Genomic DNA, 13,932 nt, shown 5'->3' on the forward strand with positions numbered 1-13,932 from the left:
CCCCTTGACCATGACCAATCCCGATGGCCTGGACGAGACCGAGATCCGGGCCGGCCGGTCCCTCGGCGCGCTGGCCGACACGATGGGCATCGTGATCACCGAGCTCACCGCGGAGCGGGTGGTGGCGCGGATGCCGGTGGAAGGCAACACCCAGCCGATCGGCCTGCTGCACGGCGGGGCCTCCTGCGTGCTGGCCGAGACGATCGGCTCCATGGGGGCCATGACGCACGCCGGTCCCGGAAAGATCGCGTTCGGCGTCGAGATCAGCGCCACCCACCACCGGACGGCCGGCGCGGGTCACGTCACAGGGGTGGCGACGCTGCTGCACGGCGGCCGGAGCCTCGTCACGTACGACATCCAGATCACCGACGAGGACGGACGGCGGGTCTGCACCGCGCGGCTCACCTGCATGATCCGTGACCGTGTGTGATATTTGAATTAATTCGGTCCGGCTTTCGTGACTCTCTTTGCACAGGAGCCACAAGGATCGCTAGCGTTGTGACGCCAGGGCCCGTGGGTGGTCGAGTAGACAACGTGTGCGGCCGGGGAAGCCATACATGGCCCCAAAGTCACCCACGGGCTCCCTTGCGGCTAGCCGGTCGCGCCGTGCGCCTCGTCGCTCGGCGCCGCCTGGCCTTCTCTCTCGACGTGGCCGGGGTCGAGCACCCTGCTGAGGAACGATCGGGTGCGTGCGTGCCGCGGCTTGCCGATCACCTGCTCCGGCGGGCCCTCCTCGACGATGACGCCGCCGTCCATGAACACCACACGGTCGGCCACCTCGCGCGCGAAGCTCATCTCGTGGGTGACCACCAGCATCGTCATGCCGTCGTCGGCGAGGGCCCGCATGACGGCCAGCACGTCGCCGACCAGTTCGGGGTCCAGCGCGGACGTCGGCTCGTCGAACAGCATCAGGCCGGGGTCCATCGCCAGGGCCCGCGCGATGGCGACGCGCTGCTGCTGGCCGCCGGACAGCTGGGAAGGGTAGTCGTCGCACTTGGCGGCGACGCCGACCTTCTCGAGGTTCTCCCGCGCGACGCGCTCGGCCTCGGCCTTGCCGCGGCCCAGCACACGCCGTTGCGCGATCATGACGTTCTGCAGGACCGTCATGTGCGGGAACAGGTTGAAGGACTGGAACACCATGCCGAGCCCGCGGCGTGCCGCGTCGAGGTCGCAGTCGGGGTCGGTCAGCTCGACCCCGCCGACGATCACGGTGCCTCTGGTGGGCTGCTCCAGCAGGTTGACGCAGCGCAGCAGCGTCGACTTGCCCGAGCCCGAGGGGCCGATCACGCAGACGACCTGACCCTCGTCCACGGTGAAGTCGACCCCCTTGAGCACCTCCAGCTCGCCGAACGACTTGTGCAGGTCGCGGATCTCGACCGCGTGCGTCGCCGTCATCGGTTCACCGTCCCTTTCCCTGGCGCCGCTCCAGGCGGCCGGCGAGGTAGCCGAGCGGGATGGTGACGAGCAGGTACGTCAGCCCGACCACCATGATCGGGGTGGCGTTGCTCGTCGTGGAGGCCAGGTCGTTGCCGAACTTGGTCAGCTCGACGTACTCGCCGCTCACCCCGAGGAACAGCACCAGCGAGGAGTCCTTGAGCAGCGAGACGAACTGGTTGGTGGTCGGCGGGATCACGATGCGCACCGCCTGCGGGATGACCACCGAGACCATGGCGCGTGTGTGCGACATGCCGAGCGACCGCGCCGCCTCTGTCTGGCCCTTCGGCACGGCCTGCAGGCCGGCCCGCAGCGTCTCGGCCATGTAGGCCGCACTGACGATGGTGAGGCCGAGGATGCCCTGGCCGTACGTGCCGCCGGGGACCTGGAAGCCCGGCAGCGCGAGCGGCAGGAACAGGATCAGCAGGAAGATCAGCAGCGCGGGGAGACCGCGGAAGATCTCGATGTAGACCGTCGCGATCCACCGGTACGGCCGCACCGACGACAGGCGCATCAGCGCCAGGATCAGGCCGAAGATCGACCCGAACACGAAACCGCCGACCGTGTAGATGATCGTGTTCCGCAGCGCGATGGTGAACACGTCGGGGAACGCCTGCTCCGCCACGTCCATCTTGGCGAAGTTCAGCGCGAGCCCCTCCCAGTTGACGAGGAACGCGAGCGCGACGACCACCGCGGCCAGCACGACGTACTGGACGGCACGACTGATGCGCTGCCGCTTACGGGGACTGAGCCGGGACCGGCCGGGTTTCCCCCCGGCCGGTCCCGCGGGCCCGTCCGTGATGGACTGGTCCGTCATCGGATCAGGTGGTTCCGAGCTCGCCGGGCTTCTTACCGAACCACTTCATGTAGATCTGCTCGTAGGTGCCGTCGGACTTGGCCGCGGCGATCGCCTCGTTGACGACCTTGAGGAGCTCGGTGTTGCCCTTCTTCAGGCCGACGCCGTACTGCTCACCGGTGTCGAGGCTGGCGATCAGCTCGAACTTGTCGGCGATCTCCGGCTTCTTCAGCCACGTGAGCACGACCGGCAGGTCCTGCACGATCACGTCGGCCTGGCCGGACTGGAGCCCGAGCAGTTCCTTCGGCGAGTCGGCGAACTCGGTCGGGTTGAAGCCCTTCCCCTTGACGTAGTCCAGACCCGTGGTGGACGCCTGCGCGCCGAGCTTCAGGCCCTTGGCCTTCACGTCGTCGAGCGACTTGGCGCCGGTGCCCTTCTTGGCGAGCAGGGCCTGCGTCGCGTCGAAGTACGGGTCGGAGAAGTCGATGTTCTGCTTGCGCTCGTCGGTGATCGTCATGCCGGCCGCGGCCACGTCGCACTTGCCGGCGTTGAGCGCGGCACCGCTCTTGATCACCGCGAAGTCGATGTCCACGATCTCCTGCTGGACACCGAGCTTCTTGGCCGCGAGGTCGACCATGTCGACGTCGAACCCGACGACCTTGTCGCCTTCCTTGAACTGGAACGGCTCGTACGGCAGGTTGGTGCACGTCGTGAGCTTGCCCGGGGTGATCAGCTTGACGCCGGGGGCCGCGGCGGCCGACCCGCCGTCCGCGGACGCGCTGGCACCTGTGGTGGGCTCGTCCGATCCGCCACCGCAAGCGGAGAGAAGGCACGAGGCGCTCACGACCAGTGCCCCGATTGAAGTCATACGGCGACGTCTGGACCCAAAGACCACAACGTCCTCCTCTTTGGCTGAATGTCGGAATTAAGTTAAGTTACCGTAACCCTGGCCATGGTCCCGCACCTGGTCACCGGGGGTATTACCGGAAAGAAACGATCGCACAACACCTGACGCCACCTGGGGCTCCGGCCCGTTATCGTGCCAGGCGTGAGGTCACCCAGGGCCCTGTGCGCCGTCCTCGTCACACTCGCCGTCGCCTCCTGCTCCGCCGAGCCCGCCGCCACCCCTGCCGCCGCTCCGCGCACCTACCTCGTCCCCGCCGAGACCGCACGACCCGACGAGACCGTCGTCAAGGCCGCCTCCGTCGTCGACGGCCAGATGCGCTTCCGCGTCCTCGGCTTCAGCGACGGCATGCCGAGCATCTTCGGCAGCCACGCCGAGTGGAACGCCAAGGGCCTCTACACCCGTGTGCGCATCCTGATCGAGAGCACCGACCGCACCAACCAGAAGTTCGACGCCAAACAACAACTCCTCGTCGCCGCCGACGGCCGCACCTTCCACGTCGACACCCAGGCCCAGGCCATCAAACGCCAACCCGACGAACTCCCCGTCGGCTCCTTCGTCAAGATGCAGTTCGACCTCTGGTTCGACCACCCCGAAGACGCCAAGATCACCGCAATCCGCTTCTTCGGCGACCCCCCTCTCGGCGCCATCGGCCCCTCCAAGGGCATCGAGGTCCCACTCCGCTGACCCGGAGCCCCCGCCTGCGGACCACAGTGCGGCGGGGGCCTGAAGATCACCTGCACGCCGCCAGGTCAGCCGTCCAGCGCGCCGTCCTTGACGCCACCGACGAACACCGACCACTCGGCCGACCCGAACACCAGCACCGGCCCCGACGGGATCTTGCTGTCACGCACTCCGATCAGGCCGGGAACGTTGTCGGCAACCTCCACGCAGTTGCCTGTGTCCTGACTGAAGGTGCTCTTACGCCACATAGCGCCGCGAAGGTCACCAGTCATTGCGGTTCACCACTTCCTTGATGAGCTTGACCGACTGCTTGAACGGTAGAGCCTCCGCTCGAATAGCGTCATATCGGGAAGTGATTTGTCCGATGACTTGGCGGTCATCAACTGTTCGTCCGATCGGTTGTGCGTCCACATAGGCGGCGTACGCCGAGCCATTCCGCTCAGCGATGATGAAGCCGCCTGCCAGTCCGCAGTACGCCTCCGCTTCGTAGGGAACGATCTGGATGGTGACATTGGGCCGCTCGGCGACGTCGAGCATGGACTGTAGCTGTTCCCGCATGACTTCCGCGCCGCCTATGCGGCGACGGATCACGAACTCATCCAGGACGATGCCGATCAACGGCGCCTTGTCCTGATTGAGAAGGGACTGCCGTCGCACTCTTCCGGCCAGCCGCTCCTCCACTTCCTCACTGGTGATACCTGGGGATGCGGAAAACATGGCCCGAGCGTATGTCTCTGTCTGAAGCAGTCCCGGGACGACGGCCGGTTCCCAGTTGTGAAGGGCCGTCGCCTCGGCCTCCTCCTCCAGCCATGGCCGGAAGTACTCCGGCGCACGCTCCCATGTGGTGTTGACGTACAGGCGCGTCATCGCGCCGTCCAAGCCCAACTTCTGGTCGCACAGCTCCGCGAACTTCCGCGTCGGAGTGCGCTTCATGGTCTCGACCATCGCCACTTGCGAGTCCGAGTAACCGATCCGGTCACCGAACTGCTGTTGCGTGAGGCCTGCGGCTAGACGGTACCGACGCAACTCGAACGCGAAAAGCGCACGCGGAGACTCGTGCGGATCGATTTCTCGCGCGGGGGACAAGGCATCACCTTCTCGCCATATCGGGGGATATCAGTGCCTCACTTACTCACCCGCACAAGCTGCGGTGACACTGTGAAGCGATTCCGCTACGCATCGTAGCTTCGCGCCGCCAACCTGGCGAGGGAAATCCCCCGAGAACCGGCCCCTACCAGGCATGAAAGGCAGCCATGCGCACAGGAATCCTGCTGGGAGTCACAGATCTGGCCGGAACGCCAGAATCAGCATCAACGGCACGTGACTTCGTACGACTGAAGCTCGGCGAGAACCACCCGGCCCTGGACGACGTGACACTTCTTGTATCCGAGCTTGTCACCAATTCGGTGCTCCACTCGAACTCGAAGAACGGCGGAAAGATCACCCTCGCCATCGCCGACTGCCACGACCTCATCCACGTCGACGTCACCGACGCCGGCGGCCCGGCAACCCCCGAGGTCCACCAGGACGATCTCTCCGAGGGCGGCCGCGGCCTCCTGCTGGTGAAAGCGCTCTCGCACAAATGGGCCGTCCACGACGACCCCGCCGGACGAACAGTGTGGTTCCAGGTGAAGTACAACCGCGGCAAGACCCAACCCCCTCCGGCCCATGACCCAGCCGACCGGAGCGCCGCCTCTGACACCACCGACGAACCCGGAACCACTGACACGGAGGTGGTGAGGCGTGCGGCGGCGACGGCGTGACGGACAAGCCCAAGGCGGTGGTAGATGCCGGAAGCACCGGCCGACCTGATCACGAGTTTGCCGCACACTCACAGTGTCCATGCGATAACTTTGCGTCATGCCCGCTGCTACGCACGAGGCACTGCACAGGATCTTCCAACGCGACGCCGGCCTGCTGCCTCGCGTCCTTAGGAAGGAACTGTCCATGCCCCTGCCCGACACGGTCAAGGTCGAGATCATGAATGTCGACCTCACCGACCTCACCCCCGTCCCCCGCTGGGTCGACACCCTGCTCAAACTCCACCTCCCCGACCGCCAGGTCATCGCCGCCATCGAGGCACAAACCAATAGATCAGAGGAAAAACGCCGCCGCTGGGCCCGCTACCTGGCCCACCTCCACGACACCCACCAGTGCGACGTCCTGCTCATCGTCACCTGCCCCACCGCCGCCACCGCCCGCTGGGCCCGCCAACCCTATGTAGTGGGCCTCCCCCAATGGCACACCCTGACCGTCCGCCCCCTCGTCCTCGGCCCCGACAACATCCCCATCATCACCGACGTCCCCCAAGCCATCGAGGACATCAACTTCACCGTCATGTCCGCGGTTGTACACGCCAAGTCACCCAGCGTGGATGCGATACTGAACACACTGTCCCAAGCACTTCACCACATCGACAAAGGAGAAGCCGCCGAACTGGCCGAGTTCACCGAATCCGGCCTCGGCGAAGGCCAAGCACGCGACCTCTGGAGGACACTCATGGCCACACAGACCTACACCTACGTCTCCGAACTCCGCGCCAAGGGCCGGGAAGAAGGACGCGTAGAGGGCCGGGAAGAGGGCCGGGAAGAGGGGCGGACCGAGGGCCGGGAGGAGGGGCGGACCGAGGGCCTGATCGAAGGGGAGGCCAAGTCCATCCTGTTGATGCTGGAGGTACGTGGGCTCGCCGTCACCGACGAACAGCGGCGGCGCATCACATCCTGCACGGATACCGATCAGCTCGAAGGATGGGTCCGGCGTGCTGTCACTGCCGCCGGCACGGAGGATCTGTTCGGCTGAAGCCTGGTCGCCAAGGCGCCTCGTGCGGGTCTCGGAAGGCTCGTCCAGGAGCCGGGGGCTGCTCATTGGGGCCGGGTGGATGGCGAGCAGCGGCTGTTCGCCGCATGACATGGTGTCACCGGCCTGGTTGAACGGCGGGGATCAACGCGTAGCCTTTTCTCGACACGCACCTCGTCTGAGAAGTGGGCTCGATGCGCGACGCCTCTGCTGCCTCCCGACGAATCGCCGGGATCGAACCGGTGCCCAGCAGACCCGCTGCCCCGCATGTGGACCGGCCGGAAGGTGGCGGGGGTTCGCTGGCCGTTCAGGTTCTCGGTCCGCTACGGGTGTGGCGTGACGGTGTCGAGGTCGATACCGGGCCGCGGCAGCAGGCCTATCTGCTGGCGGTGCTGTTGATGCGTGCCGGGCGGCCGGTGAGTTCTTCCGAGCTCATCGATCTCGTGTGGGGCGACGCGATGCCGGCGTCGGCGTTGAACCTTGTTCAGAAGTATGTCGGGGCGTTGCGACGGCTGCTGGAACCGGATCTGCCGGCGCGGGCTTCCGGGACCTACCTCCATCGGCGTAACAACGGTTACCAGTTCGACGACAGCGGGGTCGCGCTCGACCTGACCGAGTTTCGCCGGCTGCTCGGGCTCGCGCGTGCCGCGCGGGACGCTGAGCGGTTCGAGGAGGGGGCCGAGGCGTACAAGGAGGCGCTGGCGCGGTGGCGGGGGGCCGCGGGGGACGGGCTGACTCTCAGTGCGGCGGCCACTCCTTTGTTCGCCTCCGTCAACCGTGAACTGCTCGACGCCTGTGTCGAGGCCGCTCGGTTCACCGTGCCTCGTGGTCACGCGGAGAGCATTCTGCAGCCGCTGCGCCTCGCCGCGTGGCTCGCGCCGTTCGACGAGACCGTTCAGGCGACGCTCATGACCACTCTGGCCGCTTCGGGGCAACGTGCGGAAGCCTTGTCGGTGTTCGACACAGTGCGGGCACGGCTGGCGGACGAGTTGGGGATCGATCCGGGGCCTGCGCTTCGTGCGGCGCACCGGCATGTTCTTCAGCAGGCCTCGGACGAGCCGGCATCGCGTGTCCCCGTCGTGGGTTCGCGGGTCGCGCCGGGATCGGGGGACGGCGCGCACGCCGCCGGCGGAGCGCGCGAGCTCTCCGGCAGGCGGGCCGACCGTCTCGTGGGACGGCAGGAGGAGCTAGCCGTGCTCCGCGATGCCGTCGGCCCGGCCGGCTCGTCCCGAGCGCGGATCATCATCGTCGAGGGTCCGCCAGGTGTGGGTAAGAGCCGGTTGCTCGCCGAGGTCACCGACGAGGTGGCCGCGAACGGCGGCCTCACGGTCTGGGGTCGATGCCATGACGGCGAAGGCGCGCCGTCGATGTGGCCCTGGGTCCAGATCGCCGAGGCCGTGATCGCGGCGCTGCCGGAGGATCGGCAGGCGCAGTGGACCGCGGAGCTCGGTGATCTGCTGCATCCGGCACGGGATGCCGAGGTTCTGGCCCGGCCGGACGCCGGCGCGCGATTTCGTCTGTACGGCAACGTCGTCGCGCTGTTCGGCGCGGCCGCCGCGCGCCGGCCCTTGGTGGTGGTCGTCGACGACCTTCACTGGGCCGACCCTGCTTCGCTTCAGCTGTTCGCGCTCCTCGCCGAGTCGCTTCCGGAGCAGAGCACGTTGATGGGCTCCTTGCGCGGCCATGCGCCGGCGCCGAGCCTTCATGTGCGGCGCATGCTGGCGGCGGTCGCGCGCCAGGACCATCACCGGCGCGTCGCTCTTGGTCCTCTCGGCCCGTCGGATGTCGCCGAGCTGGTCCGCCAGGAGACCGGACGGTCGCCGAGTCCCGGCGTCGCGCGGAGCATCCAGGCCCGCACCGAAGGCAACCCTCTGTTCGTGCGCGAGCTCGCGCGGTTACTCGCCGAGGAGAATCATCTGTCCGACCAGGTGGCGGCCCGGGCCGCCATCCCGGCCACGGTCCGCGACATCGTCCGCGACCGGATGGATGCTCTCGGCGACGAGGACCGCCGGCTCATCGAGATCGCGGCCCTGATGGGCCGTGACATCGACACCCGGCTGCTGGCGCGCGCGTCCGGCATCGACGTGTCGCAGTGCCTCACCCGCCTGGAGGCCCTGGAAGCGCTCGGCCTGGTGGAGGTGAGCTCCGGCTCCCCCGGGGACTGGCGGTTCGTGCACGATCTGGTCCGCGAGTCGGTAGCCCGCTCGGCGTCCAGGTCGGACGCGAGCCGCTTCCATCTGCGGATCGCGGACGCGCTCGCGCAGGCCCGGGAACCGGCGGAGCGTCACAGTGAGGCACTGGCCCACCACCTGTGCTCGGCGGGCCCGCTCGCCGAGCCGGAGCAGACGGCACAGGCGCTCGTCGCCGCGGCACGCATCGCGGCGCGGCGATCGGCCTACGAGGCCGCGGAGAAGCACCTCGGCAGCGCGGCCCGGGTCGCACGCGGCGCCGGACTGCTCGAACTCGAGCTGACCGCGCTCACCGCGCTGACCGCCGTCGCGGGGGTCCATGCCGGCTTCGTCGGCGCCACGATGGACCATCTGGACCGCGCCGAGGAGGTCGCGCGGTCGCTCGGCCGGGAACGGGAGGCGACCGGCTTCCTCTTCTCCCGGTTTCTGGCGCACGCTCAAGGCATCCGGCTCGACGACGCCGGACACCTCGCGCGGCGATTACTGGATCATGGTCAGCGCTCATCGGACCCTGTCGTCAAGGCGTCCGGCCACCACGCGTGGGGAGTCCACCAGTGGAGTTCCGGCAACGTCGGTGAGGCGTACCGGAACCTGAGCAGGTCCGACGCGCTCATCCGCGCCGAGCGGGACGCCGAGCCGCTGAGACACCGGCTGCAGATGATGACCCCGGTCATGCTGGCGCTGAACACCGCGCTGCACGGCGAGCTGGTCGCCGCGCGCCACCTTTTCGACGTGGTCGAGATCGACGCCGACGGCGATCCCTACGCCATCAGCATCTGGGGCTCGTTCGCGGTCACCGCGGCGGCCGTCGCGGGAGACTTCGCCTGGGCTCTGCGGGTGGCCGAGAAGGCGATCGACGCCGATCCGGACTTCTCGTTCACGTTCTCCGGCAGTTATCCGCGGCTCGCGCGGCACTGGGCGACGGCCATGTCCGGCGGTGACCCGGTGGCCTCGGCCACGGAGATGGAGCGCGTCATCGAGACGACACTGGTCGACCCGCCTCGATCGAACCTGGCCACCTGGTACGCGCTTCTCGCCGAGGTCCGGCTTCGCGCCGGCGACGTCCCCGCCGCCATGACGGCGTTGGACAGGGCCGAGACGTTCATCGACACGTACGGCGAACGGTACGCGGAGGGCCTGGTCGTCCTCATCCGCGCGCAGGCGCTCCGCGCCGCAGGTGATGTCTCGTCCGCCGAGCGCGCCGCACGCCGAGCGCTCACTCTTTCGCAGGAGCGCGGAGCCCTGCTCTTCGCGCCGCGCGCCGACGGCTTTCTCGCCGAGCTTGCCTGCGGTGACAATGACGACGCTCTGGGCCTGCACGCGGATCACGGCCAGTAGCGCCACGAGTGCGAACGAACCGGCCCGGCCGGGGTCGCGTCCCGGCCGGGCCAGAGCGTGCCGTCACCTGGCCGGAGGTCGAATCCGGCCGGGTGGTGGCACGTTCGACCGCTTGACGGGGTCGGGGTCCCGGTAGGCGGTCGATATGTTGGATGCCGTCAGTGCGCGCCTAGTTCGCCGCCGAGGTAGGCCTCGCGGACCTGGGGGTCGTTGAGGAGGTCGGCGGCGGGTGCGGACTTGACGACTCGGCCGGTTTCGAGGACGTAGGCGCGGTGGGCCAGTTGGAGGGCCTGTTGTGCGTTCTGCTCGACCAGCAGGACCGTGGTGCCTCGGTTGTTGATCTCCTTGATGATCGAGAAGATCTGCGCGACGAGCATGGGGGCCAGGCCCATGGACGGCTCGTCCAGGAGCAGGACCTTCGGCTTGCTCATCAGGGCCCGGCCGATGGCGACCATCTGCTGTTCGCCGCCTGACATGGTGCCGCCGGCCTGGTTGCGGCGTTCGGCGAGGCGGGGGAACAGCTCGAAGACCTCGTCGAGGTCCTTGGTGAGGTCGCCGGTGCGGGTGTAGGCACCCATCAGCAGGTTCTCTGTGACGGTCATGCCGGGGAACACGCCGCGGCCCTCGGGGGACTGGCCGATGCCGGCCAGGACCCGTTTGTGGCCAGGCATCTTGCTGATGTCCTGGCCGTCGAAGACGACGCTGCCGGAGGTCAGGGGACGCAGACCCGAGATGGTCTTCAGGGTCGTGGTCTTGCCTGCGCCGTTGGCGCCGATGAGCGTGACGATCTCGCCCTCGTCGACGTGCAGGGACACGCCTTTGATGGCCTCGATCTTGCCGTAGTGGACGCGGATGTCACTGATTTCAAGAAGCATCGGCGGGAGCCCCCAGATACGCCTCGATGACCCGCGGGTCGTTCTGCACCTCGGCGGGAAGGCCGTCGGCGATCTTCTGGCCGAAGTCGAGCACGGCGATACGGTCGCTGATGCCCATGACCAGCGCCATGTCGTGCTCGATCAGCAGCACCGTGCGTCCGGCGTCCCTGATCTTGCGGATGAGGCCCTGCAGGGCTTCCTTCTCCGCGGGGTTCATACCCGCGGCGGGCTCGTCGAGCAGCAGCAGCTTCGGCTTGGTGGCGAGCGCGCGAGCGATCTCCAGCCGGCGCTGGTCACCGTACGGGAGGTTCTTGGCGGTCTCCTCCCAGCGGTTGCCGATGCCGACGAAGTCGAGCAGCTCGCGGGCCAGGGCCCGGCCGTCGCGTTCCTCGTGGCGGTGCCACGGCAGGCCGAGCGCCGCGCTGAACATGCCGGCGCGGTGGTGCGCGTCGGCGCCGACCATGACGTTCTCCAGGGCCGACATGTTGTGGAACAGCCGGATGTTCTGGAACGTGCGGGCCACGCCGCGTTTGGTGACCTTGTAGCGCTTCATGCCGTCGATGCGCTCACCGTCGAACACGACCTGGCCGGACGTCGGACGATACACGCCGGTGACCACGTTGAACACCGTGGTCTTGCCTGCGCCGTTCGGCCCGATCAGCGCGAAGATCTCGCCTTCGTTGACGGTCAGCTCGACCTCGCGCAGCGCGACGACACCGCCGAACTGCATCTTGACCTTCTCCAGCCGCAGAAGCGCGCGCGGGTCGCTCATTTCGCCGCTCCTTCCGCCGCGTGGGAATCCGGTCCGGCCACTTCGGCGCCGAGGCTGCCCATGCCTCCTGTGCCTTCCTCCAGTTCGGCCTTTCTTCGCCGGGACGGCAGCAGGCCCTCCGGCCGGAAGATCATCAGCGCGACCAGTGCGGCCCCGAACACCATGATGCGGTACTCCGAGAGGCCACGGAAGCGCTCAGGCAGCCAGGCGACGAGGAACGCGCCGAGGATGACGCCGGGGACGTTGCCGGAACCGCCGAGGACGACCGCCGCGAGGATGGTGGCCGACAGCATGAACATGAAGTCGTTCGGGTTGATCGAGATGGTCTTGCCGGCCCAGACGACCCCCATGGCCCCGCCGATGGAGGCGCCGATGGCGAACGCGAGGAGCTTGAACTTGAAGGTCGGCACACCCATGACCTCGGCGGCGTCCTCGTCCTCGCGGATCGCGGCCCAGGCGCGGCCGACGCGGCTCTTCTCCCACCGCTTCACGAAGATGATGATGGCGGTGGCCACCACCACGAGCAGGTAGTAGTAGGGCCGCGGGTCGAGCACCCCGTAGTGGAAGACGTCCACACCGAAGATGACGACGCCGTCGACGCTCGGCGGGTGCGGGATGCCGGCGATGCCGCGGGGGCCGCCGATGAAGTCGGTGTTCTCGGCGGTCTGCCGGACGATCTCACCGAAGCCGAGCGTCACGATGGCCAGATAGTCGCCGCGTAGCCGCAGGGTCGGGCCGCCGAGGATCACCCCGGAGACGGCCGACAGCAGGACGCCGACGACCATGATCTCCCAGAAGTTCAGCCCGAGCTTGGTGCCGAGCAGCGCCATGGAGTAGCCACCCATGGCGAAGAACGCGACGTACCCGAGGTCGAGCAGGCCGGCCTGGCCGACGACGACGTTGAGGCCGATCGCCAGCACGATGAACGTGCCGATGGGGAAGAACAGCACGCTGGCCCAGTCGCTGTACGGCGACATGACGCGGCCGACGGACTCCGCGGGGAGCAGCAGCGCGCCGATGAACACGAGGACGTAGACGGTCCAGCGCTGCCAGCCGGGAGCACCGGCCCAGCGGTCGCGGACGCCTTCGGTGAACGCGGAGACGGCGTTCCTGCCGTTGGTGATCGTGGAGTTCATGCGCGCGCCTGCTGAAGGGATTCACCGAGGATGCCGGTGGGCCGGAACATCAGGACAAGGACGAGGACCGAGAACGCGATGACATCCTTCCATCCCGAGCCGAAGATGGCGGCGCCGTAGTTCTCGATGAGCCCGAGGAAGAGGCCGCCGACCAGGGCTCCGCGTAGGTTGCCGATGCCACCCAGCACGGCGGAGGTGAACGCCTTGATGCCGAGCAGGAAGCCGATGGAGAACTTGGTGATCTCGAACTGCAATATGAAGAGCGCTCCCGCGAGGCCGGCCATCAGGCCGCCGATGAGGAACGTGATGCGCACGATCTTGTCGATGTCCACACCCATCAGGACCGCGGTCTCGGGGTCCTGTGAGGTGGCGCGGATGCCACGGCCGATCTTGGTGCGGTTGACCAGCTGGTCGAGCAGGAGCATCATGCCGATCGCCGCCACGAAGATCAGGATCTGGTCGGCCCTGATCTGTGCCCCGCCGATGGTGAACAGGACGTCCTTGTCCATCAGCCGCGCCACACCCATCTGGTTGCGGCCCTGCTGCGGACGGTTGAAGACGTTCGGGATGATCACCAGCGCGAAGAGCTCCTGGAGGAACAGGGAGGCGCCGATGGCGGAGATGAGGGCCGCGAGGCGCGAGGCGCCTTTCTTGCGCAGCGGACGGTAGGCGATGCGTTCCAGCAGCACCGCCGACCCCGCGGAGGCCGCGCCGCCGGCCAGGAGCATGAGCAGCAACGCGCCGACGAGCGCGAAGCCGGTCAGCGGCTGGGTGATGCCGAGCGTCATGATGACGAACGCGGACGCCATGGTGCCGATCATGAAGATCTCGGAGTGAGCGAAGTTGATCAGTCGCAGCACGCCGTAGACCATCGTGTAGCCCAAGGCGACGAGGCCGTAGATCGATCCCACGATGAGGCCATCGATCGTGTACGGCCAGAACGAGCCGAGAAGGTTATCGAACACAGGGTTTCGCTTTCAGGGAGCCTTCACGCGACACGGACGGGGG

The 13,932-nt window shown here is 67.7% G+C and carries 14 protein-coding genes; 5 read left to right on the forward strand and 9 right to left on the reverse strand.

Annotation, left to right across the window (positions count from 1 at the left end):
* Positions 1-10: 10 nt before the first annotated feature.
* Positions 11-430 carry a PaaI family thioesterase gene (locus tag BJ992_RS19310; protein WP_184982962.1) on the forward strand — a complete coding sequence of 140 codons (420 nt, stop codon included), beginning with the start codon at positions 11-13 and terminating at the stop codon, positions 428-430.
* A 161-nt stretch (positions 431-591) separates the two neighbouring features.
* Here the strand turns inward: BJ992_RS19310 and BJ992_RS19315 are convergent, their stop codons facing one another.
* The 3 genes from BJ992_RS19315 to BJ992_RS19325 are packed head-to-tail and all read right to left on the reverse strand — an operon-like array spanning position 592 to position 3,098.
* A complete protein-coding gene (locus tag BJ992_RS19315) occupies positions 592-1,395 on the reverse strand; it encodes an amino acid ABC transporter ATP-binding protein (RefSeq protein ID WP_184982964.1) in 804 nt (267 codons plus the stop codon).
* A 4-nt stretch (positions 1,396-1,399) separates the two neighbouring features.
* A complete protein-coding gene (locus BJ992_RS19320) occupies positions 1,400-2,251 on the reverse strand; it encodes an amino acid ABC transporter permease (protein WP_184982966.1) in 852 nt (283 codons plus the stop codon).
* Positions 2,252-2,255: 4 nt separating this feature from the next.
* Positions 2,256-3,098 carry an ABC transporter substrate-binding protein gene (locus BJ992_RS19325; RefSeq protein WP_184982968.1) on the reverse strand — a complete coding sequence of 281 codons (843 nt, stop codon included), beginning with the start codon at positions 3,096-3,098 and terminating at the stop codon, positions 2,256-2,258.
* A gap of 180 nt (positions 3,099-3,278) precedes the next feature.
* On the opposite strand from BJ992_RS19325, the gene BJ992_RS19330 reads away from it, so the two are divergent.
* Complete coding sequence (locus BJ992_RS19330; protein WP_184982970.1) at positions 3,279-3,821, forward strand: DUF4352 domain-containing protein; 543 nt, start codon at positions 3,279-3,281, stop codon at positions 3,819-3,821.
* 65 nt (positions 3,822-3,886) lie between these two features.
* Here the strand turns inward: BJ992_RS19330 and BJ992_RS19335 are convergent, their stop codons facing one another.
* Entirely contained in the window at positions 3,887-4,090 is a 204-nt protein-coding gene (locus BJ992_RS19335) for a DUF397 domain-containing protein (RefSeq protein WP_184982973.1), read from the reverse strand.
* Positions 4,080-4,904, reverse strand: a complete 825-nt coding sequence (locus tag BJ992_RS19340; protein ID WP_184982974.1) for a helix-turn-helix domain-containing protein — start codon at positions 4,902-4,904, stop codon at positions 4,080-4,082. The genes BJ992_RS19335 and BJ992_RS19340 overlap by 11 nt, the downstream gene beginning before the upstream one ends.
* Positions 4,905-5,071: 167 nt before the next feature.
* Here BJ992_RS19340 and BJ992_RS19345 point away from each other — a divergent pair, with 167 nt between their 5' ends.
* From BJ992_RS19345 to BJ992_RS19355, 3 genes are all read left to right on the forward strand, one after another.
* Complete coding sequence (locus tag BJ992_RS19345) at positions 5,072-5,581, forward strand: ATP-binding protein (RefSeq protein WP_184982976.1); 510 nt, start codon at positions 5,072-5,074, stop codon at positions 5,579-5,581.
* A gap of 97 nt (positions 5,582-5,678) precedes the next feature.
* Positions 5,679-6,617 (forward strand): hypothetical protein, encoded by a 939-nt coding sequence (locus tag BJ992_RS19350; RefSeq protein WP_184982978.1) that lies wholly within the window; start codon positions 5,679-5,681, stop codon positions 6,615-6,617.
* 191 nt (positions 6,618-6,808) lie between these two features.
* Complete coding sequence (locus BJ992_RS19355; RefSeq protein ID WP_184982980.1) at positions 6,809-10,141, forward strand: ATP-binding protein; 3,333 nt, start codon at positions 6,809-6,811, stop codon at positions 10,139-10,141.
* A gap of 158 nt (positions 10,142-10,299) precedes the next feature.
* Here the strand turns inward: BJ992_RS19355 and BJ992_RS19360 are convergent, their stop codons facing one another.
* Genes BJ992_RS19360 through BJ992_RS19375 form a run of 4 tightly spaced genes read right to left on the reverse strand, consistent with a single transcriptional unit; the run spans position 10,300 to position 13,889 of the window.
* Positions 10,300-11,016 (reverse strand): ABC transporter ATP-binding protein, encoded by a 717-nt coding sequence (locus BJ992_RS19360; RefSeq protein ID WP_184982981.1) that lies wholly within the window; start codon positions 11,014-11,016, stop codon positions 10,300-10,302.
* Positions 11,006-11,788 carry an ABC transporter ATP-binding protein gene (locus BJ992_RS19365; protein WP_184982983.1) on the reverse strand — a complete coding sequence of 261 codons (783 nt, stop codon included), beginning with the start codon at positions 11,786-11,788 and terminating at the stop codon, positions 11,006-11,008. The genes BJ992_RS19360 and BJ992_RS19365 overlap by 11 nt, the downstream gene beginning before the upstream one ends.
* Entirely contained in the window at positions 11,785-12,924 is a 1,140-nt protein-coding gene (locus tag BJ992_RS19370; protein ID WP_184982985.1) for a branched-chain amino acid ABC transporter permease, read from the reverse strand. Before BJ992_RS19370 ends, BJ992_RS19365 begins: the two co-directional genes overlap by 4 nt.
* The gene (locus tag BJ992_RS19375) at positions 12,921-13,889 is read right to left on the reverse strand and encodes an ABC transporter permease subunit (protein ID WP_184982987.1); all 969 of its coding nucleotides are present in this window, start codon (positions 13,887-13,889) and stop codon (positions 12,921-12,923) included. Before BJ992_RS19375 ends, BJ992_RS19370 begins: the two co-directional genes overlap by 4 nt.
* Positions 13,890-13,932 lie beyond the last annotated feature (43 nt).

Origin of the sequence: Sphaerisporangium rubeum, from assembly GCF_014207705.1 — a bacterium.
In the GTDB taxonomy this organism is placed as follows: Bacteria; Actinomycetota; Actinomycetes; order Streptosporangiales; family Streptosporangiaceae; genus Sphaerisporangium; species Sphaerisporangium rubeum.

Excerpts from the sequence above, each read along its gene's own strand:
- BJ992_RS19310 (WP_184982962.1), top strand. The coding sequence starts at position 11 with ATGACCAATCCCGATGGCCTGGACGAGACCGAGATCCGGGCCGGCCGG.
- BJ992_RS19315 (WP_184982964.1), bottom strand. The coding sequence starts at position 1,395 with ATGACGGCGACGCACGCGGTCGAGATCCGCGACCTGCACAAGTCGTTC.
- BJ992_RS19320 (WP_184982966.1), bottom strand. The coding sequence starts at position 2,251 with ATGACGGACCAGTCCATCACGGACGGGCCCGCGGGACCGGCCGGGGGG.
- BJ992_RS19325 (WP_184982968.1), bottom strand. The coding sequence starts at position 3,098 with ATGACTTCAATCGGGGCACTGGTCGTGAGCGCCTCGTGCCTTCTCTCC.
- BJ992_RS19335 (WP_184982973.1), bottom strand. The coding sequence starts at position 4,090 with ATGACTGGTGACCTTCGCGGCGCTATGTGGCGTAAGAGCACCTTCAGT.
- BJ992_RS19345 (WP_184982976.1), top strand. The coding sequence starts at position 5,072 with ATGCGCACAGGAATCCTGCTGGGAGTCACAGATCTGGCCGGAACGCCA.
- BJ992_RS19350 (WP_184982978.1), top strand. The coding sequence starts at position 5,679 with ATGCCCGCTGCTACGCACGAGGCACTGCACAGGATCTTCCAACGCGAC.
- BJ992_RS19355 (WP_184982980.1), top strand. The coding sequence starts at position 6,809 with ATGCGCGACGCCTCTGCTGCCTCCCGACGAATCGCCGGGATCGAACCG.
- BJ992_RS19360 (WP_184982981.1), bottom strand. The coding sequence starts at position 11,016 with ATGCTTCTTGAAATCAGTGACATCCGCGTCCACTACGGCAAGATCGAG.
- BJ992_RS19365 (WP_184982983.1), bottom strand. The coding sequence starts at position 11,788 with ATGAGCGACCCGCGCGCGCTTCTGCGGCTGGAGAAGGTCAAGATGCAG.
- BJ992_RS19370 (WP_184982985.1), bottom strand. The coding sequence starts at position 12,924 with ATGAACTCCACGATCACCAACGGCAGGAACGCCGTCTCCGCGTTCACC.